Here is a 17,980-nt window from a genome sequence, read left to right on the forward strand (position 1 = left end):
GATTTTTTTATTTATTCAAACCCAACCGTCATCGTCTCTGGATTCGAGCCGACGCGTTCGTTATTGTTTAATGCATCGATTTTTTCCATGTCTTCTTTAGAAAGCTCGAAGTCAAAGATGTCTGCATTTTGTTTAATACGTTCTTCATTGATTGATTTAGGAATTGTCACGACACCGCTTTGCAGATCCCAGCGCAAGATGACTTGAGCAACAGATTTGTTGTAGCGTGCAGCAATGTCTTTCAAAACATCATGATCTAATAGCTTCCCTTGCATCAGCGGAGACCATGCCTCAATTTGAATGCCTTTTTCCTTTGCATATTGACGCAGTTCAACAAGTGTCAGTTTCGGATGAAACTCCACTTGGTTCACAGCTGGAACAACCTCAGCATCTTTTAAGAGCTCTTCTAAATGCTGAATATAGAAGTTGCTGACTCCAATGGCTCTGACTTTCCCGTCTTTATAAAGCTTCTCAAGTGCACGCCAAGTGTCTTTAAATGTATCTGCATTTGGTCCAGGCCAATGAATCAAATAGAGGTCTAAGTAATCAAGACCTAATCGGTTTAAGCTTGCGTCAAACGCCTCAAGCGCTTTATCATAGCCTTGATCTGTGTTCCATACTTTAGACGTAATAAATAAATCTTCTCGTTTCACACCAGATTCTTTAATCGCTTTTCCTACGCCTGTCTCATTTTTATAAACAGCTGCCGTATCAATGCTGCGATATCCGTTCCGTATGGCTGCTTTTACGGCATCTACCACTTGATTGCCGTCCTCCACTTTGAATACACCTAAACCAAACCAAGGCATTTCGACTCCGTTATTCAGTGTTACGGTATCATTCAAGCTTTTGACCATTTTAACAACCACCTTTTTTATAGATTCCATCTCTTTCATTATCTCATGTTGTGCTTCAAAACTCTATTATCAGGCGTTTCTCTTCGCTTCGATGGCTAAGAGCAGCGCACCAGTCATACCAGCCTTGTCTTCAAGTCCAGGGGAGACAATGTATGTATCAAGCGACGGCAGGTCCACATAATCATTGACATAAGCAGCAAGCTTCTCTCGAATGAGTGGGAATAGCTGCTTTTGCTTCATGACACCTCCGCCCATGATGATGCGCTCTGGGCTTAAAATGAGCGAGTATTGCATAAGCGCTTGCGCTAAATAATCGGCTTCAAGTGCCCAAACCGCTTCGTTCTGTGTCAGCTCTTTGGCAGGTTTCCCCCACCTTTTCTCAATCGCTGGTCCAGCTGCCAGTCCTTCTAAGCAATTTCCATGTGACGGGCAGACACCTGCAAATGGATCAGATTCATGCTGCCTGACAAGGATATGCCCCATCTCAGGATGTGAATGACCGTGTAGAAGCTCATTTTTCACAACAGCCCCCGCACCAATGCCTGTCCCGACCGTGATATACAAACAGCTGCTTAGCCCTTTGGCTGCCCCTTTTGTTAATTCACCTAGTGCTGCGGCATTGACATCGGTTGTAAAAGATACGGGGACGCCTAATTGCTTCTCAAGCTCAGGAATGAACGGGTAATGCTTCCACTCCACTTTCGGTGTGTTCATGATATAACCGTATGAAGGATCGTCCTTTTGTACACAAATGGGTCCAAAGGAGCCAACCCCTAATGCTGCAATGTCATGCTGCTTGAAAAATGGAATGAGCTTTTGTATTGTTTGATCCGGGTGCTCTGTCGGAATCGTCATTTCCTCTAAGATGTCTCCATGCTCATTGCCGATTGCACAACAAAATTTTGTACCCCCAGCTTCAATTGCTCCATAATACGCCATCATTGATCTCCCCCTGCTCGTTCTCTTTCTTCATCATAAAACAAGGGGGAGAAGATGACAACATCACGTATTAGTGAGCAGAACAGCTTCCATGTCATTGATATACTCTCTTAAATGATGGGCAATATCACGGTTGATCTCACCATCTTCATATAAGGTTTGTATTTCATTTCGAATCGTCTGTACAGCTTGGAAGTTCAGCTCTTTTTTCTTTCGGTCAAATGAACGGTCTTTTTGCTGGAAGAAGCTTGGACCGTGTTCACATCGGAAAATGACTTGGTTGTAAAAACCAATGACTTGATGACACGTTTGCTGGTTTTCATCTGTCATATGCTGTTTGATCGAGTCTACCGCAGCTTCAGCCGTTTTCTTACGGATTTGTTTATACGAGTCCTCTTTTTCTAAAATACCGTTTGAAATGTGCTGATTCGGCCGCCATAATTGCAGCCATTGAAGCAAGCGCAGAAACTTCACTTTTGAAAAACGAATTTTGAAGGAGTTTGAATACAGCATTTCCAGCTCATGAAATCTCTCTTGCAGCTCATAAGCTTCTTCCTTGTCAATTTTCTCTTCATCAATTAATTGTTGAAGTTTCATCTGTTCTGCTTTGATACCGTGCAGTCTGATTTTCCGCTCTTGTCTTCTCATCCCGAATTGGTATGGTTCACGCTGGATATTTCTCAGCTTCATTCGGTAATCATTGATGAGTGCAAGGGATACTTCCCTGTTGTCCTCATTCATCCCTTCTTTTAACGTTTTAATAGCACTTCTCAGCAGCTTCCGTTTTGCATGCTGAATCTTTGTATCCAAGTCCACGTCGACCTGCTTGTCTTTTTTCTCAGATAAAAGAGGCAGTAACACACTAGCTAAAATGAGTGTACATAAGATCACGCCTGCTGCGAGGAAAATAATCAAGTGCCGCTCTGGAAATGGTGATCCGTCCGCAAGCGTAAATGGTATTGAAAAGGCACCTGCTAATGTGACAGCACCACGAACACCAGAGAATGTCATCAGCATCGAAGCCCGCAGCTTCGGTTTTTTTACATTCTGCTTTTTCGTTACACTCCAGTTACCTGCCCAGAACAGCCATACCCATAAGAACCGCAGCACCATGAGACATAGCGTAATAATTAAGATATAGCCAATGACCTGCATATTATTAAATGCTTCATCCTGGAAAATGACTGTGGATACATCAGGAATCTGCAATCCAAGTAAAACGAAAACAAGTCCGTTTAAAATAAATAAAATAATATTCCATGTGTTTGATGAAGCAATTTGCAGTTTGGCTAAATTCGCTTCCATTCGATCTTGCTCAATGGCATGCGTCACACCACCGGCCACAACGGCTAAAATTCCGGATACACCAATTTCTTCTGCTGCTAAATAAATCACAAATGGTGTAAGGATTTGCAGGATGATATGCATCGTGACATCGTCCATTCCTAAACGGCGGAGAAAATAGCGAAAACGAATGATAAAGAAGGATAGAATAAATCCAGTTAATAAACCACCTGCGGCAATGAGGACAAAGCTAAAGGATGCCTGAGCAATTGAAAAGGCTCCCGTCACTGTTGCGGCAATGGCAAATTTAAAGGCGACAAGTCCTGATGCATCGTTCATCAGCCCTTCGCCTTCCAGCAGTCTCATGATGCCCTTTGGCATATTCACACGGCTGGATAAAGCACTTACTGCCACCACATCTGTCGGTGATAAAATCGCTGCAAGCGCAAATGCGGCTGGAAGCGGTATGCTTGGAATCATCCAATGAATGGTATATCCCGCTACAACGACGGTCGCAAACACTAAACCAAGCGCTAAAAGAAGAATAGGTGCTCTTAATTTCCATAGCTCGTCCCTTGGGGTACGCTTTCCGTCATTAAATAACAGCGGCGCAATAAATAGAACGAAGAAAAGTTCAGGATTTAAAGAAATATGTAAACCTGAAGGAAAAGCTGCCACCAATATACCTAAGCCCACTTGAATTAACGGAACAGGAATAAAGGGGACAAAACGATTGATAATATTGGACGCTGCAATGAGTGCCAGTAGTACGAGCACTGCTAAAAAAATCTCCACTAGTACATGTCCCTCCTATGTATATTTTTCGTCAAGTTTTGCTTACATGCAAAGATGTGTTCATTTCATCCATCCGTCCGATCAGAAGTGCTTCTTTAGTATTCCGCAAAAAGTGAAACCAACACATAACAATCCATCTAGGCAAAAAAAGGCTGAATCCAGATATTCAGCCTGCTGACAAAATTTTCATCATATGTATTGTTCAAATGATGAACAATAGACCTGCTTTTATTTTACACGAAAACTCCAACATCTGCTGACATTCAGCTCTTATTAAACACAAAAAAAAAGAGCGGAATCGCCCTTTTTTCGTTTTACCCTTTATTTAAAAAATAAGACCTGGCGGGAAGACGCCATTTGAATAAGTAGGAACAAACCCTGCATACGACGAGGATGACAAACAGCAGATATAAAGCAAGCTCGCCCTGCGCTAAGCCGAGTCCGACGAATAAGCCGCCAAGGGCTGCCCATACGGCGTAAATTTCTGCTTTTAGCACAAGCGGCTTTCGTCCTGCTAATAAATCACGTACAATTCCGCCGCCGCTTCCAGTCAAAATGGCTGCCACAATGACTGCACTGAGCGGAAGTTCTCTTTGCACAGCAAATAGTGCGCCTTGAATCGCAAACGCTGCTAAACCGATCGCATCCGAGAAATTTCCCCATGTGCTCCAGTGCTTAAGCAAAAGCTTTGGAAAAAGAAACACAATCGTAATAGATACAAGGGCAATGGTAAACATTTTGCCCTGTGACCATAAAGCAGACACCGGAAGACCAATTAATAGATTCCGAATCGCTCCACCGCCAAATGCTGTCACAATCCCTAAAATGTACACACCAAGAATATCGTACTCTTCCTCCATTGCCACAATCGCACCACTAATGGCGAATGCGACAATGCCAATGATACTTAAGACTTCCCATGCCATTTTCCGCTTATCTCCTTACCATTATCTAATCATCTAATACTACTCCCTTAATGTATATCTGACACAGGCGAAAAGCAATACAAATTTTCTTTAAATTTTATCTTTTTGCAAAAATAAAAAATAGCCCGCTTATAAGCAGGCTATAGATTGTTGACAAAGGGCTAAAATGATCTTTATTTTAGCTCTTTGTCTTCTTTTCAGCGTGATAGAAAACCTTTGAAGTCTAGGAAGGACGAGTACTGGAGCGGAGCGAATTTGACATTCGTGAGCACCAGCGCGCAGGACTGACAACGAATGCGAGGGTTTGTCTACACGCTGATAGCCCGCTTATAAGCAGGCTATCTCCTTCAATCTTCTTTTGCATTTAACAGCAGCATACTAATGATGATGAGAATAAATGCAATAAGGGCTAGTAGTGGAATCGTGATAAAACCAAACCAGTTCAAATAATCAACGGAACAAGGAATACCGCTCAGACAAGGGCGAATCGATGCAAAGCCAGGTATCTTTTGTTCCATATAATGATAAATAGAAAAACAAGCGCCAATCACAGCCAAAGGCAGAACGTAATATTTTACTTTTACATCGCCTCTGAATGTCGCAATTCCAAGTAAAAGCACAAGCGGGTACATGAAAATGCGCTGAAACCAGCACATATCGCATGGGATAAACTTTTTTACTTCACTTAAATACAGGCTGCTCATCGTCGCAACGATAGAGACGATCCAAGCACTGTATAAGTAAACAAGCTTATTCTTCATGATTTTTTCCCTTTGAGCTCTTGATCAATTAGTTCTTTGATTTCATCATAGTCATAAAAGTTTTGGACTTGTTTATTGTTAATGAAAAGAGTTGGTGTTGCATTCACTTTATATTGGTTCACAAGCTGATCGTCTGTGTTCAGCTGCGGCTGATATGTTTTCTTCGATAGGTTATCTTTAAGCTTGTCCGTATCTATTTTTGTTGTCTTTTTCGCTAGCTCCGTCAGCTTAGCAGGCGTAACCCATTCTGCTTCACTATCTGGCTGTGCTTGATAGACAGCTTCATGAAATGCCCAAAAGTTTTTCGGATCTTCTTTCCACACTTCTTCAGAAGCTAGTGCTGCAAGCACAGCGCCATCTCCATGAACAGGAAGTGGTAAGTTAATAAACGAAAATGATACATCGCCTTTATCTATGTAGTCCGCTTTCAGTTTTGGGAAAATGTCTGTTTCAAATGATTTACATGAAGGACATTTATAATCCCCAAACTCGACAATTTGCACGGCTGCGTTTTTATCTCCCATGACAGGCTGTCCTTTAATAGAAGGCTTACTGTCAACCGTTTGTGCTTCTTTGCTGTTGTTGTTCCCAATGACGACGAATAATCCGATGAGAAGAGCTGCGATAATGGTTAAAATAACAGCAAATTTAATGGATGAAGATTGATTATTTTTTTTACTCACAAAAGCACCTACCTTATCTTTTTCATTCCTTCAAAAGAAAAAGGATAATAGCTTAGAATAATGCCATTATCCAACTTCTTCTATTTTAACAAGAGGGGATTCATTATGAAAGATGGTATTCATGAATTTTTCCTTACAATTTTATTTCATCACCCTCATGGCATTTAAAACAGCTAGTACGGTCACACCGACATCCGAGAAGACGGCTTCCCACATGGTCGCAATACCAAATGCACCGAGTAATAGGAAAACCCCTTTAACCCCAAGAGCAAATGCGATGTTCTGCCAGACAATCCTTCTTGTTCGTTTAGCGACAGCGATGGCTTCTGCAACTTTTGACGGTTGGTCTGTCATAATGACGATATCAGCCGCTTCTACCGCTGCATCTGAACCAAGTCCGCCCATCGCAATACCTATGTCTGCTCTTGCTAATACCGGTGTATCATTAATGCCATCCCCAACAAATAATAATTTTTCTTGAGGCGCTTTTTTCTGATCAATTTCTTCTAATTTTGTTACTTTATCCTGCGGTAATAATTCTGCATGTACTTCATCTATGCCAATTTGCTGGGCGACCGCTGTTCCGACTTGCTTGGCATCACCAGTCAGCATGACAGTTTGAATGCCAGACGCTTTTAGAGCGGAGACAGCTTCAATTGCATCATCCTTTAATTCATCTGCAATCAAGATCGATCCGGCAAACTCACCGTTAATGGCCATGTACACAACCGTTCCGCTTCGTTTTTCTTTTTCATATGAAATGCCTTCTCGTTCCATCAAGCGGTGATTTCCCGCTAAGACCTGTAAACCACTGATGGTCGCTTTAATTCCATGTCCTGCAATATCCTCATATGCTTCAATCTGGCTTTCATCAAGCGGCGAACCATATGCTGCTTTAATTGATTCAGCAATCGGATGTGAAGAATGAGCTTCTGCTAAAGCTGCAAAAGAAAGCAGCTCCTCTTCTGACCACTTTTCGCTAGTTGTCACGATATTGGTCACTGTAAAGTTTCCTTTTGTAAGTGTGCCCGTCTTATCAAATACAGCATAGCTCACAGAGTTCAGTGCTTCTAAATAGTTACTGCCTTTTACAAGGATGCCTCGTTTAGAAGCTGCCCCAATTCCCCCGAAGAATCCTAATGGGATGGACACGACAAGCGCACACGGACATGAAATAACAAGGAAAACGAGTGCCCGGTAAACCCAGTCAGACAATTGTGCTGATGGAATAAGAAGCGGCGGCACAAAGGCAAGCAGTAATGCCAATACAACAACAGCCGGTGTGTAGTATTTTGCAAACTTTGTAATAAAGTTTTCTGTCTGCGCTTTTCGGCTGCTCGCATTCTCAACCAAGTCTAAAATTTTCGTCACTGCCGATTCGCTAAGTCCTTTTTGCACTTCAATTTCAAGAATCCCGTTTTGATTCACAAATCCTGCAAGAACTTCCTTCCCTGCTTCTACATCCCGCGGCACAGACTCCCCTGTTAATGCGGAGGTATCCACGAGTGAAAATCCTTCAATGACGAGGCCATCGAGTGGAATTTTTTCGCCTGGTTTCACGACGATACGATCACCGACTTTTACTTCTTCCGGCTTCACTTTTTTCGTTTCATTTCCTACTTTGAGATTCGCATATTCAGGGCGAATATTCATTAATTCACTAATGGATCGTCTTGAACGATTCACTGCTGCCCCTTGGAACAGCTCTCCAATTTGGTAAAACAGCATCACTGCCAGTGCCTCTGGATATTGCTGAATCACAAAAGCGCCAGCTGTTGCAATGGTCATTAAGAAGTTCTCATCAAATACTTGGCCGCGCACGATATTTTTCAGCGCTTTAAAAACCACATCACCGCCGACTAGTAAATAGGCTGCGAAAAACGTGATGAATTTTAGTAAGCCATCTTCTGGTATGAAATAAGCCGCTGTTCCAATGACTGCACCGCCAATTAATTTCAGCACAATCGCTTTTAAATTCTTTGTCCCATGATCATGATCGTGATGATGGCCTTCTTCTTTTGGTGATACACTCACATGAGGTTCGATGGACTGAACCGTTTTTTCAATACGCTTTGACATCGTTTCTTGCTTATCTGCATGTGTGACAGTCAATGTCCCTGTCGCAAAATTAACGGAACAAGCTTCAACGCCATCCATTTTGCTGACACCTGTTTCAATTTTACGTGCACAGTTTCCACAATCAAGACCGTTTAATACGTATTCATCCTTCATTTTTTTCATGTTCTCACCTTTTTTCTATATGATAAGTAACGTTCCCTGGATCGATTAAACCTATTAAAAATCAAAAACTTTATATATGAGCATATATTCATATATTGGATTACCTTTATTATATGAGGAGTTCTTGTCTTCTGTCAATCATTTATGAAGAAATAATTGGTTTTTTTGTGTCCGATTCTGTCATACGGATTTTCAATAAATCAAGCTCATGTCCCCTGCTCCCCGCATAACATAAAAACGATCGTTTTCAGTTTTTCTCTTTACAAAAGAAGGACAGACGCTTAGAATAAAATAAAAGTTTCCCTAAGGAAACAAATTAGCATTAGAGAATCATTTCATCCTTTAGTCAAAATTATTTATTTTATGCATATATCTTTAGGAAGTGCAATCATGATTGAAAGGGGCCGCAAGAGATGTCAAATGCTTTAACAATCGACCGTCTTCATGTCTCATATCACGGACAAGATGCATTAGAGAACGTCTCTCTTTCCATACAGGAAGGGACAATGACAGGAATCATCGGTCCAAATGGTGCTGGTAAATCGACGTTACTCAAGGCATGTTTGGATTTAATTGAAAAAGATCAAGGGGATATTCGTTTTTTTGAACAGCCCTTTAAACAAGTGAGAAAACAGATCGCCTATGTACCGCAGAGAAATGATTTAGATTGGACGTTTCCCATTCATGTACTGGATACCGTACTACTTGGAACATATCCGAAGCTCGGACTAATGAAACGTCCAAAAAAAGAAGACCGGGCATATGCGTATCACTGTTTAGAAAAAGTCGGAATGCAGGACTTTGCCAAAAGACAAATCGGTGAGTTATCCGGCGGGCAGCAGCAGCGTGTCTTCCTTGCAAGGGCTCTTGCTCAAAACGCACAGCTCTTCTGTTTGGATGAACCGTTTGTCGGAATTGATATGGCAAGTGAAGAAACGATGGTGCGCATTTTGAAGGAATTACGAGATGAAGGGAAAACCATTTTGGTTGTCCATCATGATTTAAGTAAGGCAGATGATTATTTCAGCCATCTTGTTCTGTTAAATAAAAAACTCATCAAAGCAGGGCCTGTACACGACATTCTTCGCCCAGAGATCATGCTGGAAGCATATGAAACACAGCTGCCATTCTTAAAATCAGCAGGAGGAGACGTGTAATGGAATTTTTAACCGGACTCTTTGAATATGCTTTTTTACAAAAAGCACTATTTACATCCGTTATGGTAGGCATCATTTGTGGCGTTATCGGCTGCTTTATCATTTTACGCGGCATGGCCTTGATGGGAGACGCCATTTCACACGCCGTACTGCCAGGTGTCGCCATTTCTTATATGCTTGGAATTAACTTTTTCTTCGGTGCCGTTTTAACTGGCGTGTTAACAGCGATTGGAATCGGTTACGTGAGTCAAAACAGCCGCATAAAAAATGATTCAGCCATCGGCATTGTCTTTACAGCCTTTTTCTCAATCGGAATTATTTTGATCACATTTTTGAAAAGTTCGAGTGACCTATATCACATTCTATTTGGAAACGTACTAGCTGTTCGATCAGCTGATATGTGGATTACACTTGGCATCGGCATTTTTATTTTGCTAGCCGTCATCGTTTTCTACAAGGAACTGCTCATTAGTTCATTTGATCCGGTGATTTCTTCGGTTTACGGTTTGCCGAATCGTATGATTCATTATTTTCTCATGACCTTATTGACCCTTGTAACCGTTGCATCACTGCAAACCGTTGGGATTATTCTTGTCGTTGCCATGCTGATCACGCCGGCAGCCACCGCTTATCTCTTGACAGACCGGCTCTGGATCATGATTTATTTATCTGCTTTTTTCGGTGCGGTTTCTGCTGTCATAGGCCTAGGGCTTAGCTTTACGTATAACTTATCGTCTGGTGCTTCCATCGTGCTGGTGGCCACCATTTTATTCGGCAGTGCCTTTATCTTTTCACCAAAGCAAGGCATTCTATGGAGATCATTAAAATCTAAACGAAAACGAACGCACTTAAAAAAGGAAGCGTCTATGTAAAAGGAGGACATATATGAAGAAGGTATTTGCAATCCGTTTGACCGCAGTATTCATTGCCCTTATGATCATCGCAGGCTGTTCGACCCAGCAAAGTAATTCCGGTAAAGATGACGGCACATTAAAAGTTGTCACGACCTACTCCATTCTTTATGACATTGTGAAGGAAGTAGGCGGGCAGCATGTCTCTATTCACAGCATTGTTCCCATTGGTACAGACCCACACGAATTTGACCCACTGCCAAAGGATGTTCAATATACGACGGATGCAGACCTTGTTCTATATAATGGCTTGAACCTTGAAACAGGAAACGGCTGGTTTCAAAAGCTGCTTGAATCGAGCGGCAAGGACGGGGATGATGCACCTGTAGCCGAGCTGAGTAAAGGCGTCAAAGTGAAGCATTTGTCTTCAAAAGGGCTCGAAAGCCAGCAGGACCCCCACGCATGGCTGAATGTTGAAAATGGGATCCTTTATGCCCAAAATGCTCGAGATGCGCTCATTCAAGCGGACCCTGAGCATAAAGAGGATTACGAAAAAAATGCAGAAGCCTATATTAAAAAGCTTCAAGCGCTTCACGATGAAGCAAAAGACAAGTTTGATCAGCTGCCAAAAGACAAAAAGCTCCTAGTCACAAGTGAAGGAGCATTCAAGTATTTTGCAGAGGCGTATGGACTGAAAGCCGGCTACATTTGGGAGATCAACACAGAAAGTGAAGGAACACCAGGACAAATGAAGCGCATCATTCATTTTGTCAAAGATCATCAAGTTCCTGCTCTCTTTCTTGAAACAAGCGTTGATAAACGAAGCCTTGAAAGCCTCTCTGAGGAAACCGGGGTTCCAATCAAAGGGAAAGTCTTCACTGACTCTATTGGAAAAAAAGGTGAAGATGGAGACAGCTACTATAAGATGATGAAATGGAATATTGACACCATTTACAAAGGGTTGTCATCATAAGGAAAGACAGGTGGAGTGAATCCGCCTGTCTTTTTTGTCAGCCTGCTATATTTTCTGGATGTTTTTTCGGCCAAATGACGTAGCTGATGCTAATGACAAAATCAATGGCTAGGATCATTCCCCATGTATTGACAAGCTGCATCAGCGCTTCCGTCCGCTCTGGTGCTTGGATGAGATAGGTCAAACCATATAACAGCCCCGCTCCGATGACATAAGAAATAACATGCCGAGCCCAGCCGACCATTTCATACATAGACCGCTCTTTACCGTACTTTGGTTTTCCCTTTGGCTTAGGACCTCCTGCAAAACGATAAGCAAACTTAGCATCTGCCCATTTCACCATTTGATGTCCAAAGGCCAGACTCACACCAATATAAACAGCCGCAAGCCCGTGGATGACAGTCGCCACAGCCCCCTGTCTTAAATCTATATAAGTAGCCGCAAGAAGGATGAGATCTAAAACCGGCGTACAGACAAGAAAGAAAGCACCCCACTTTTTCTGTTTAAACACATAACGAAGCGTTAACCCCATTAAAATAAACAGCCAAAAACCAATTTCACATGCCACAATCAATAACCCGACCAATTTCCCCACATCCTTTTTAGCACAATTGTATTAAATAAAAAATAACACAGATGTGTTAAAAAAACAACAGCTATGCTAAAATCAATGTATGCCAAAAATCGTCGATCACCATAAACAAAAACAAAAGGTCGCTCAAGCTGCAATGAGAGTGATTAAACAAGAGGGATTGGAAAGCGCTTCTGTACGAAAAATAGCAGTAGAAGCTGGAATTTCAGCCGGCTCTATGCGTCATTATTTTTCCACACAGCAAGAGTTGTTTTTATTCTCCATGAATTTAATTCAGGAAAGAGTCAAGGAGCGGATTACAGGGCTTCCATTAAACGGTTCAACGGAGGAAAATGTCATCACTTTATTGGAGCAGGTTCTTCCACTTGATGAAGAACGAAAATTTGAAATGGAGGTGTGGCAGGCTTTTTCAGTCAAGGCACTGACTGAACCAGATCTACAGCCGCTCAATGCAAAGATGTATGACGAACTTTTCCAAACCGCCCAATATTGTTTAATGAAATTGAAAGAGGATGGGCTGCTGCTAGATGATATCGATCTTTTATTAGAAACTGAGCGGCTTTATGCGCTTATCAATGGGCTTGCATTGAATGGAATTGTACAGCCTCATCGGTTACCGCCTCAGCTCATACGCTCCGTGCTTCAGATGCACCTGCAATCCATCACAAAAAAAGACATGTCTCCCTAATTAGAGAGCATGTCTTTTTTAATCTTCCATAAAAATACGTTTTGCTTCGTAGTAAAGCACCTGCACAAATTTCTTCACATTGATACGGGTGTGTTCTTCTCTTCCGCTCATCTCTTTCGTCAATTCACTCATTTTCTTTCGCACGATGGTGAAATCGAAAAATTTTGATGCGTAATTTTCAAATGTTGGATGGGAAAAATCGGTTAGCCCAAGTGATGCGATATGTTTCAATGATTGGTTGATCGCACGTCTTACCCGCTGCTCGGCTGCCTTTGCTTCTCTTGCGATGTCTGCCGATGTGTAGGGCTCACTTAATTTATCCTCCGTAATCCCAGTGAAAATGATCTTTAAAGAAGGAAAGGAATCATGATGATCAGCATGCAGCGCTAAATACTGGTCTGTAAACAGAATCATATCTAATAAATCTTTAGACCCCTTCTCACCAACAATACCAAGCTCCGCCAGCAAAAACTGCCCTGCCTCTGCAAGACTTTTCCCCCGCTGCTTCGTTTTCGTCTGACCGCGCTGCTGAAATTGCATGACCGATTTAAGTGAGTGCTGAATATTTTCAATTGAATGCTCTAAATGAAGGCGTTCAATCATGAGATGGAGAACGCTTAAGACCTCTACACGATTGATCGGCTTTGTCACATAATACTCAACGCCAAGTGTATACGCCTGTCCGATTAATTCCTTTGTTTCAACCTGTGACAGCATTAAATATTTCCCGTGAAACTCATCCTTGATTGCTCGAATCGTTTCAAGCCCGTCTCTTTCCGGCATCAATAGATCAATACATAAAATATCAATGTGCAAATCATTTAAGTAGCTGGCTGTTAACTCTGCGCCATCCTCTGCTTCTCCGGCCACAATACCAAGCTCTTCATCTTCAATGAGCTGAGCCAGTGAAGAACGAACGGCTTCATCATCATCAACAATAAAAAATCTCATCTCCCAATCCCCTCTTTTCTACTGACTTGATCTACTGGTATCGTTAAAGTGAAAATCGTTTGCTTATTTGGGATACTCTTCATCTCAACACTTCCGCCAAGCTTCTCCGCTGTATCCTTTACATACGCAAGCCCGATACCGCTTGATGGATTCCCAACCTGGTCGTATTTTAAAGTGAAACCTGGCTTAAAAATAACATGATGATTACGTTCTTTTATGCCAGGCCCGTTGTCGCTGATTTGAAAAATCACCTGGTTTTCTTTCTGTGAAATAGAAAGTGACACCTCTCCATCTACAGGAATGGCTTCAACAGCGTTGGATACGATGTTATTTAACAAAGATAGAATGGTATACACGTGATAGGCGGGGTGCTGCCCATCTTCATCATAATGAAAGACGATGTTTTTTTTAAGAGATTCAGCATAATTTTCATGAATGCGAATGACAAGCCCAGCGATATGAGAAGGACTCTCATAAGCCTGGAAATTTTCCTCATGAATCAGCTTTGATAAGGCAGAAAAAATCCGCTGGTTATCTTTTTTGATTTCATGCACCTCTCCTGCAATTTGCAAGGCGGTTTTACCGAGCTTTTTCAAATCCAATGATTCTGCATCCTTTGCGTGGTGAAGGGATTGATACAATTGATAGGATGTAGCCGTAATGTGCTCAGCATGTGCGAGTGTTTTATGAAAATATGTAGATTCCGTGTAAAGGTTAGACAGGAGCATCAGCAGATGTTCCTTTTCCTTTTTCATCTGACGCTCTCTCGCCTGCTCTTCATATAAGCGAATCATTGTATAACAAGCTAACACGAAAAAGCTTCTGAAAATCGCCAAAACAAATAATTGAAACAGCGTCCGCCCCGTTAAAATTTCATCCATGGTGCCTCGAAGTGCAATGATCTCAACAACGCTTGCGCACAGCTCCATGATGATGCCTGTTGCTCCAATCAGCCAAGGCTGATCACGGAAACGTCTGACCTTCAATAAATAAAAGAGTGTGCCATAGACGACATAATAAAGCAGGGAAGGAAATCTTAATGAAACCGCCTCTTCCAGCGGAAGATGCCCTGTCACGGCTGTATCAAGCAGCACGCGAAACGCAAAAACAGATATCCCAGCGATGATGCCGCTTGCCCATGCAGGAAATCTTTTCATTTGAAGCAGGATAAAGAAAAAGACAACGGTTCCAAAGCTGACCCGAAAGCTGTCCTCAAATGGATAAAATTTAAACTCTCCGCCAATCGGCGTCAGTACAATGAGCAGCACAATTAAATAAGGCTCTGTATTCAGCCATTTTTTCAGTAGATTCAAATGCAGTCACATCCCTAATAATTGACGATAGTATACTATGTGAGCTAAAGAAAAACAAACCTCCATGAAAAAGCGCACACCGGAACTTTGCCGGTGTGCGCTTCTCATGATGCCGCTTAATCTTCTAAACGATCTTTTTCTAAAAGTGATGCGCCAGCAATACCTGGTTTTGTCATTTCAAAAGGATTTAAGATGACATCAAGCTCTTCCTCTGTTAACACATCATTTTGCAGACAAAGCTCACGTACAGATGCGCCTGTAAGGATGGCTTCTCTTGCAATTCGTGCAGCCGCTTCATAACCAATGTGCGGGTTCACCGCCGTCATGACACCGGCACTCTTTTCTACATATTCTTTTAATCTAGATTCATCTGCTTTTAGGTCACGCAAGCAGTTGTCCACGAAGGACTCGAATACATTTTTCATCATGCTGAGAGATTGAAGCAGGTTGAACACCAACACTGGTTCCATAACGTTCAGTTCAAGCTGGCCAGCCTCTGATGCAAGACAGATTGTGTGATCGTTCCCAATGACTTGGAAAGCCACTTGGTTCATGACCTCAGGCATAACTGGATTGACTTTCCCTGGCATGATAGATGAACCTGGCTGTCTCGGCGGCAAGTGCAGCTCACCAAAGCCTGCTCTTGGACCAGAAGCCATCAGACGAATATCGTTCGCCATTTTGGACATGTTCATCATACATACTTTAAGCGCAGCAGATACTTCTGTATAAGCATCTGTATTTTGCGTTGCATCAACTAAATCTTCAGCACCAACTAACGGTAATCCGCTAATGTCAGATAGATAGCCAACCACTTGGCGAATATATTTAGGATCTGCATTCAATCCAGTTCCGACTGCTGTTGCACCCATATTGACTTCATATAAATGCTGTCTAGACTGCTTGATACGTTTAATATCACGAGCAAGAACTTTTGCATACGCACTAAACTCTTGTCCAAGTCTGATTGGAACAGCGTCCTGAAGATGCGTACGTCCCATTTTGATGACATGATCGAATTCCTGCGCTTTTTCAGTCATGACTTGATGCATGTTTTCCATCGTATAAAGTAGTTTTTCAATCATATTCAATGTTGAAATATGAATCGCTGTTGGGAAAACGTCGTTTGTTGACTGCGACATGTTCACATGCGTGTTTGGACTTAGCTCAGTATAAGCGCCTTTTTCCTTTCCTAGTAGTTCAAGCGCTCTGTTTGCAATGACTTCATTGGCATTCATATTCATTGAAGTGCCAGCCCCGCCTTGAATTGGATCGACAATAAATTGATTGTTCCATTTTCCTTCGATGACCTCATCTGCCGCTTCAACAATTTTTTCTCCAAGGCCAGAATATAGTCGCTGTGTATCCATATTTGCAAGTGCGGCTGCCTTTTTGACAATCCCTAATGCTTTGATGAGTTCCTCATGAATACGGTAGCCTGTAATTGGAAAGTTCTCCACTGCACGTAATGTTTGAATTCCATAATATGCTTGAGTGTCTACTTCCTTTTCACCTAGAAAGTCTCGTTCGATTCGAACTTGCTTGTCCTGTAGCTTCGTCATTTGAAAAGATCTCCTTTTTTACGCTGCTTTTGTTTGTTGTTTCAATTCCTCAATATACTTCTTCGATTTCTCTTGATCAAATACTTTTTCCCACTTAGACATGACAATGGCTGCAAGTGAGTTACCAAATACGTTCACTGTTGTACGAACCATGTCAAGAAGTCGGTCGATCCCAACGATGAAGGCAAGTCCTTCAAGCGGCAGTCCCATAGCACCAAGAGTTGTGATGACAACAACGATCGATGCACCTGGTACACCAGCCATTCCTTTAGATGTCAGCATTAAAATTAATAGTAACGTAATTTGCTCATAGATGGAAAGCGGCATGCCGTACATTTGTGCAACAAATATCGCAGCAATGGATTGATAGATGGCACTTCCATCTAGGTTAAAGGTATAGCCTGTTGGAATAACGAACGACGTGATCGCTTTCGGGCAGCCGAACTTCTCCATTTTGTCCATTAATCTAGGCAGTACAGCTTCTGAACTTGCTGTTGAGAATGCAAGAATGATTTCTTCTTTTAATACTCTAAATAGTGTAAAGACGCTTGTTCCAGCCATTTTAGCAATAATGCCAAGTACAACAATGACGAAGAATGCCATTGTACCGTAAACGACAAGTACCAGTTTACCTAGCGGGAGAAGCGCTCCGACCCCGAATTTGATCACCGTCACACTGATGAGCGCGAATACACCAAATGGTGCAAACTTCATCACTTTATTGGTCACCCAGAACATGGCTTCGAGTATACCCTCAAAGAATCCTAATACTGGTTTTCCTTTATCTCCTACTGCGGCAATTCCTAATCCGAATAAGACTGTAAAGAAGATGGTTGGTAATAGATCACCTTCTGCAATAGATTGGAAAACGTTTGTTGGTACAAGATGAACCAACGTTTCAGAGAAAGTCGCTTTTTCAGAAGAAGCCTTAGATGTCTCTTCATATTTAGAGATATCGCCTTTCTCCATGTTGCTCATATCAATTCCTGTACCAGGATGGAAGACGTTTGCTGCAAGCAGTCCAACTGCTAATGCAATCGTTGTCACAATCTCGAAGTAAAGAATTGTTTTTCCGCCGAGTCTTCCGATCGTTTTCATATCGCCTACACCTGCAACTGCTACAATCAATGCAGCAATAACAATTGGAAGAACGATCATTTTAATTAAATGGATGAATATATCGCCAATCGGCGTTAACACATTAATAACGGTTTCATTTTGATAAAACAGCGCTCCCACGACAACACCCAGAACAAGTGCAATGAGTATTTGAGAAGCTAACCCTAACTTTTTCATACGTGAACCCCCTTTTTTTGATAACGCTTTCTTTGTTGCTTAATCGCATCTTAACGACGAACCTACAAAAAACGACAAAAAGGAACAAAAAGAAGTGAATTTTTTATGAAA

General features: G+C 42.0%; 16 protein-coding genes. 4 read left to right on the top strand and 12 right to left on the bottom strand.

Annotation, left to right across the window (positions count from 1 at the left end):
• Positions 1-11: 11 nt before the first annotated feature.
• The 7 genes from QR42_RS15145 to QR42_RS15175 all read right to left on the bottom strand — a co-directional run bounded on the left by QR42_RS15145 (position 12) and on the right by QR42_RS15175 (position 8,486).
• A complete protein-coding gene (locus QR42_RS15145; RefSeq protein ID WP_039181397.1) occupies positions 12-857 on the bottom strand; it encodes an aldo/keto reductase in 846 nt (281 codons plus the stop codon).
• A 69-nt stretch (positions 858-926) separates the two neighbouring features.
• Positions 927-1,796 carry an ROK family protein gene (locus QR42_RS15150; protein ID WP_039181398.1) on the bottom strand — a complete coding sequence of 290 codons (870 nt, stop codon included), beginning with the start codon at positions 1,794-1,796 and terminating at the stop codon, positions 927-929.
• A 63-nt stretch (positions 1,797-1,859) separates the two neighbouring features.
• A complete protein-coding gene (locus QR42_RS15155; RefSeq protein ID WP_039181402.1) occupies positions 1,860-3,875 on the bottom strand; it encodes a Na+/H+ antiporter in 2,016 nt (671 codons plus the stop codon).
• A 314-nt stretch (positions 3,876-4,189) separates the two neighbouring features.
• A complete protein-coding gene (locus tag QR42_RS15160; protein WP_024423463.1) occupies positions 4,190-4,801 on the bottom strand; it encodes a trimeric intracellular cation channel family protein in 612 nt (203 codons plus the stop codon).
• Between the two features lie 347 nt (positions 4,802-5,148).
• Positions 5,149-5,562 (bottom strand): disulfide oxidoreductase, encoded by a 414-nt coding sequence (locus QR42_RS15165; protein WP_024423464.1) that lies wholly within the window; start codon positions 5,560-5,562, stop codon positions 5,149-5,151.
• Complete coding sequence (locus QR42_RS15170; protein ID WP_025094107.1) at positions 5,559-6,245, bottom strand: DsbA family protein; 687 nt, start codon at positions 6,243-6,245, stop codon at positions 5,559-5,561. The genes QR42_RS15165 and QR42_RS15170 overlap by 4 nt, the downstream gene beginning before the upstream one ends.
• 141 nt (positions 6,246-6,386) lie before the next feature.
• Positions 6,387-8,486 (bottom strand): heavy metal translocating P-type ATPase, encoded by a 2,100-nt coding sequence (locus QR42_RS15175; RefSeq protein WP_039181406.1) that lies wholly within the window; start codon positions 8,484-8,486, stop codon positions 6,387-6,389.
• Positions 8,487-8,899: 413 nt separating this feature from the next.
• Here QR42_RS15175 and QR42_RS15180 point away from each other — a divergent pair, with 413 nt between their 5' ends.
• The 3 genes from QR42_RS15180 to QR42_RS15190 are packed head-to-tail and all read left to right on the top strand — an operon-like array spanning position 8,900 to position 11,467.
• The gene (locus QR42_RS15180; protein WP_039181408.1) at positions 8,900-9,643 is read left to right on the top strand and encodes a metal ABC transporter ATP-binding protein; all 744 of its coding nucleotides are present in this window, start codon (positions 8,900-8,902) and stop codon (positions 9,641-9,643) included.
• The gene (locus QR42_RS15185) at positions 9,643-10,515 is read left to right on the top strand and encodes a metal ABC transporter permease (RefSeq protein WP_039181411.1); all 873 of its coding nucleotides are present in this window, start codon (positions 9,643-9,645) and stop codon (positions 10,513-10,515) included. Before QR42_RS15180 ends, QR42_RS15185 begins: the two co-directional genes overlap by 1 nt.
• Before the next feature lie 13 nt (positions 10,516-10,528).
• Positions 10,529-11,467 carry a metal ABC transporter substrate-binding protein gene (locus tag QR42_RS15190; protein WP_039181414.1) on the top strand — a complete coding sequence of 313 codons (939 nt, stop codon included), beginning with the start codon at positions 10,529-10,531 and terminating at the stop codon, positions 11,465-11,467.
• A gap of 37 nt (positions 11,468-11,504) precedes the next feature.
• Here the strand turns inward: QR42_RS15190 and QR42_RS15195 are convergent, their stop codons facing one another.
• A complete protein-coding gene (locus QR42_RS15195) occupies positions 11,505-12,053 on the bottom strand; it encodes a hypothetical protein (protein WP_039181417.1) in 549 nt (182 codons plus the stop codon).
• Positions 12,054-12,141: 88 nt separating this feature from the next.
• Here QR42_RS15195 and QR42_RS15200 point away from each other — a divergent pair, with 88 nt between their 5' ends.
• Positions 12,142-12,747: a TetR/AcrR family transcriptional regulator gene (locus tag QR42_RS15200; RefSeq protein ID WP_039181420.1), complete on the top strand. Its 606-nt coding sequence runs from the start codon at positions 12,142-12,144 to the stop codon at positions 12,745-12,747.
• An 18-nt stretch (positions 12,748-12,765) separates the two neighbouring features.
• Here QR42_RS15200 and QR42_RS15205 read toward each other — a convergent pair whose 3' ends face one another.
• From QR42_RS15205 to QR42_RS15220, 4 genes are all read right to left on the bottom strand, one after another.
• Positions 12,766-13,698 carry a response regulator gene (locus tag QR42_RS15205; protein ID WP_034280916.1) on the bottom strand — a complete coding sequence of 311 codons (933 nt, stop codon included), beginning with the start codon at positions 13,696-13,698 and terminating at the stop codon, positions 12,766-12,768.
• Positions 13,695-15,011, bottom strand: coding sequence for an ATP-binding protein (locus tag QR42_RS15210; RefSeq protein WP_039181423.1), 1,317 nt, complete (start codon positions 15,009-15,011; stop codon positions 13,695-13,697). Before QR42_RS15210 ends, QR42_RS15205 begins: the two co-directional genes overlap by 4 nt.
• A 116-nt stretch (positions 15,012-15,127) precedes the next feature.
• Positions 15,128-16,573 carry an aspartate ammonia-lyase gene (gene aspA, locus QR42_RS15215; RefSeq protein ID WP_039181426.1) on the bottom strand — a complete coding sequence of 482 codons (1,446 nt, stop codon included), beginning with the start codon at positions 16,571-16,573 and terminating at the stop codon, positions 15,128-15,130.
• 18 nt (positions 16,574-16,591) lie between these two features.
• Complete coding sequence (locus tag QR42_RS15220) at positions 16,592-17,869, bottom strand: cation:dicarboxylate symporter family transporter (protein ID WP_039181428.1); 1,278 nt, start codon at positions 17,867-17,869, stop codon at positions 16,592-16,594.
• Positions 17,870-17,980: the final 111 nt, after the last annotated feature.

It is taken from the genome of Bacillus sp. WP8 (assembly GCF_000800825.1).
Lineage (GTDB): Bacteria > Bacillota > Bacilli > Bacillales > Bacillaceae > Bacillus > Bacillus safensis.

Bases quoted from the DNA above. Each gene is read 5' to 3' on its own strand.
- QR42_RS15185 (WP_039181411.1), top strand. From the start codon at position 9,643: ATGGAATTTTTAACCGGACTCTTTGAATATGCTTTTTTACAAAAAGCA.
- QR42_RS15150 (WP_039181398.1), bottom strand. From the start codon at position 1,796: ATGGCGTATTATGGAGCAATTGAAGCTGGGGGTACAAAATTTTGTTGT.
- QR42_RS15190 (WP_039181414.1), top strand. From the start codon at position 10,529: ATGAAGAAGGTATTTGCAATCCGTTTGACCGCAGTATTCATTGCCCTT.
- QR42_RS15200 (WP_039181420.1), top strand. From the start codon at position 12,142: ATGCCAAAAATCGTCGATCACCATAAACAAAAACAAAAGGTCGCTCAA.
- aspA (WP_039181426.1), bottom strand. From the start codon at position 16,573: ATGACGAAGCTACAGGACAAGCAAGTTCGAATCGAACGAGACTTTCTA.
- QR42_RS15180 (WP_039181408.1), top strand. From the start codon at position 8,900: ATGTCAAATGCTTTAACAATCGACCGTCTTCATGTCTCATATCACGGA.
- QR42_RS15205 (WP_034280916.1), bottom strand. From the start codon at position 13,698: ATGAGATTTTTTATTGTTGATGATGATGAAGCCGTTCGTTCTTCACTG.
- QR42_RS15145 (WP_039181397.1), bottom strand. From the start codon at position 857: ATGGTCAAAAGCTTGAATGATACCGTAACACTGAATAACGGAGTCGAA.
- QR42_RS15160 (WP_024423463.1), bottom strand. From the start codon at position 4,801: ATGGCATGGGAAGTCTTAAGTATCATTGGCATTGTCGCATTCGCCATT.
- QR42_RS15220 (WP_039181428.1), bottom strand. From the start codon at position 17,869: ATGAAAAAGTTAGGGTTAGCTTCTCAAATACTCATTGCACTTGTTCTG.
- QR42_RS15175 (WP_039181406.1), bottom strand. From the start codon at position 8,486: ATGAAAAAAATGAAGGATGAATACGTATTAAACGGTCTTGATTGTGGA.
- QR42_RS15165 (WP_024423464.1), bottom strand. From the start codon at position 5,562: ATGAAGAATAAGCTTGTTTACTTATACAGTGCTTGGATCGTCTCTATC.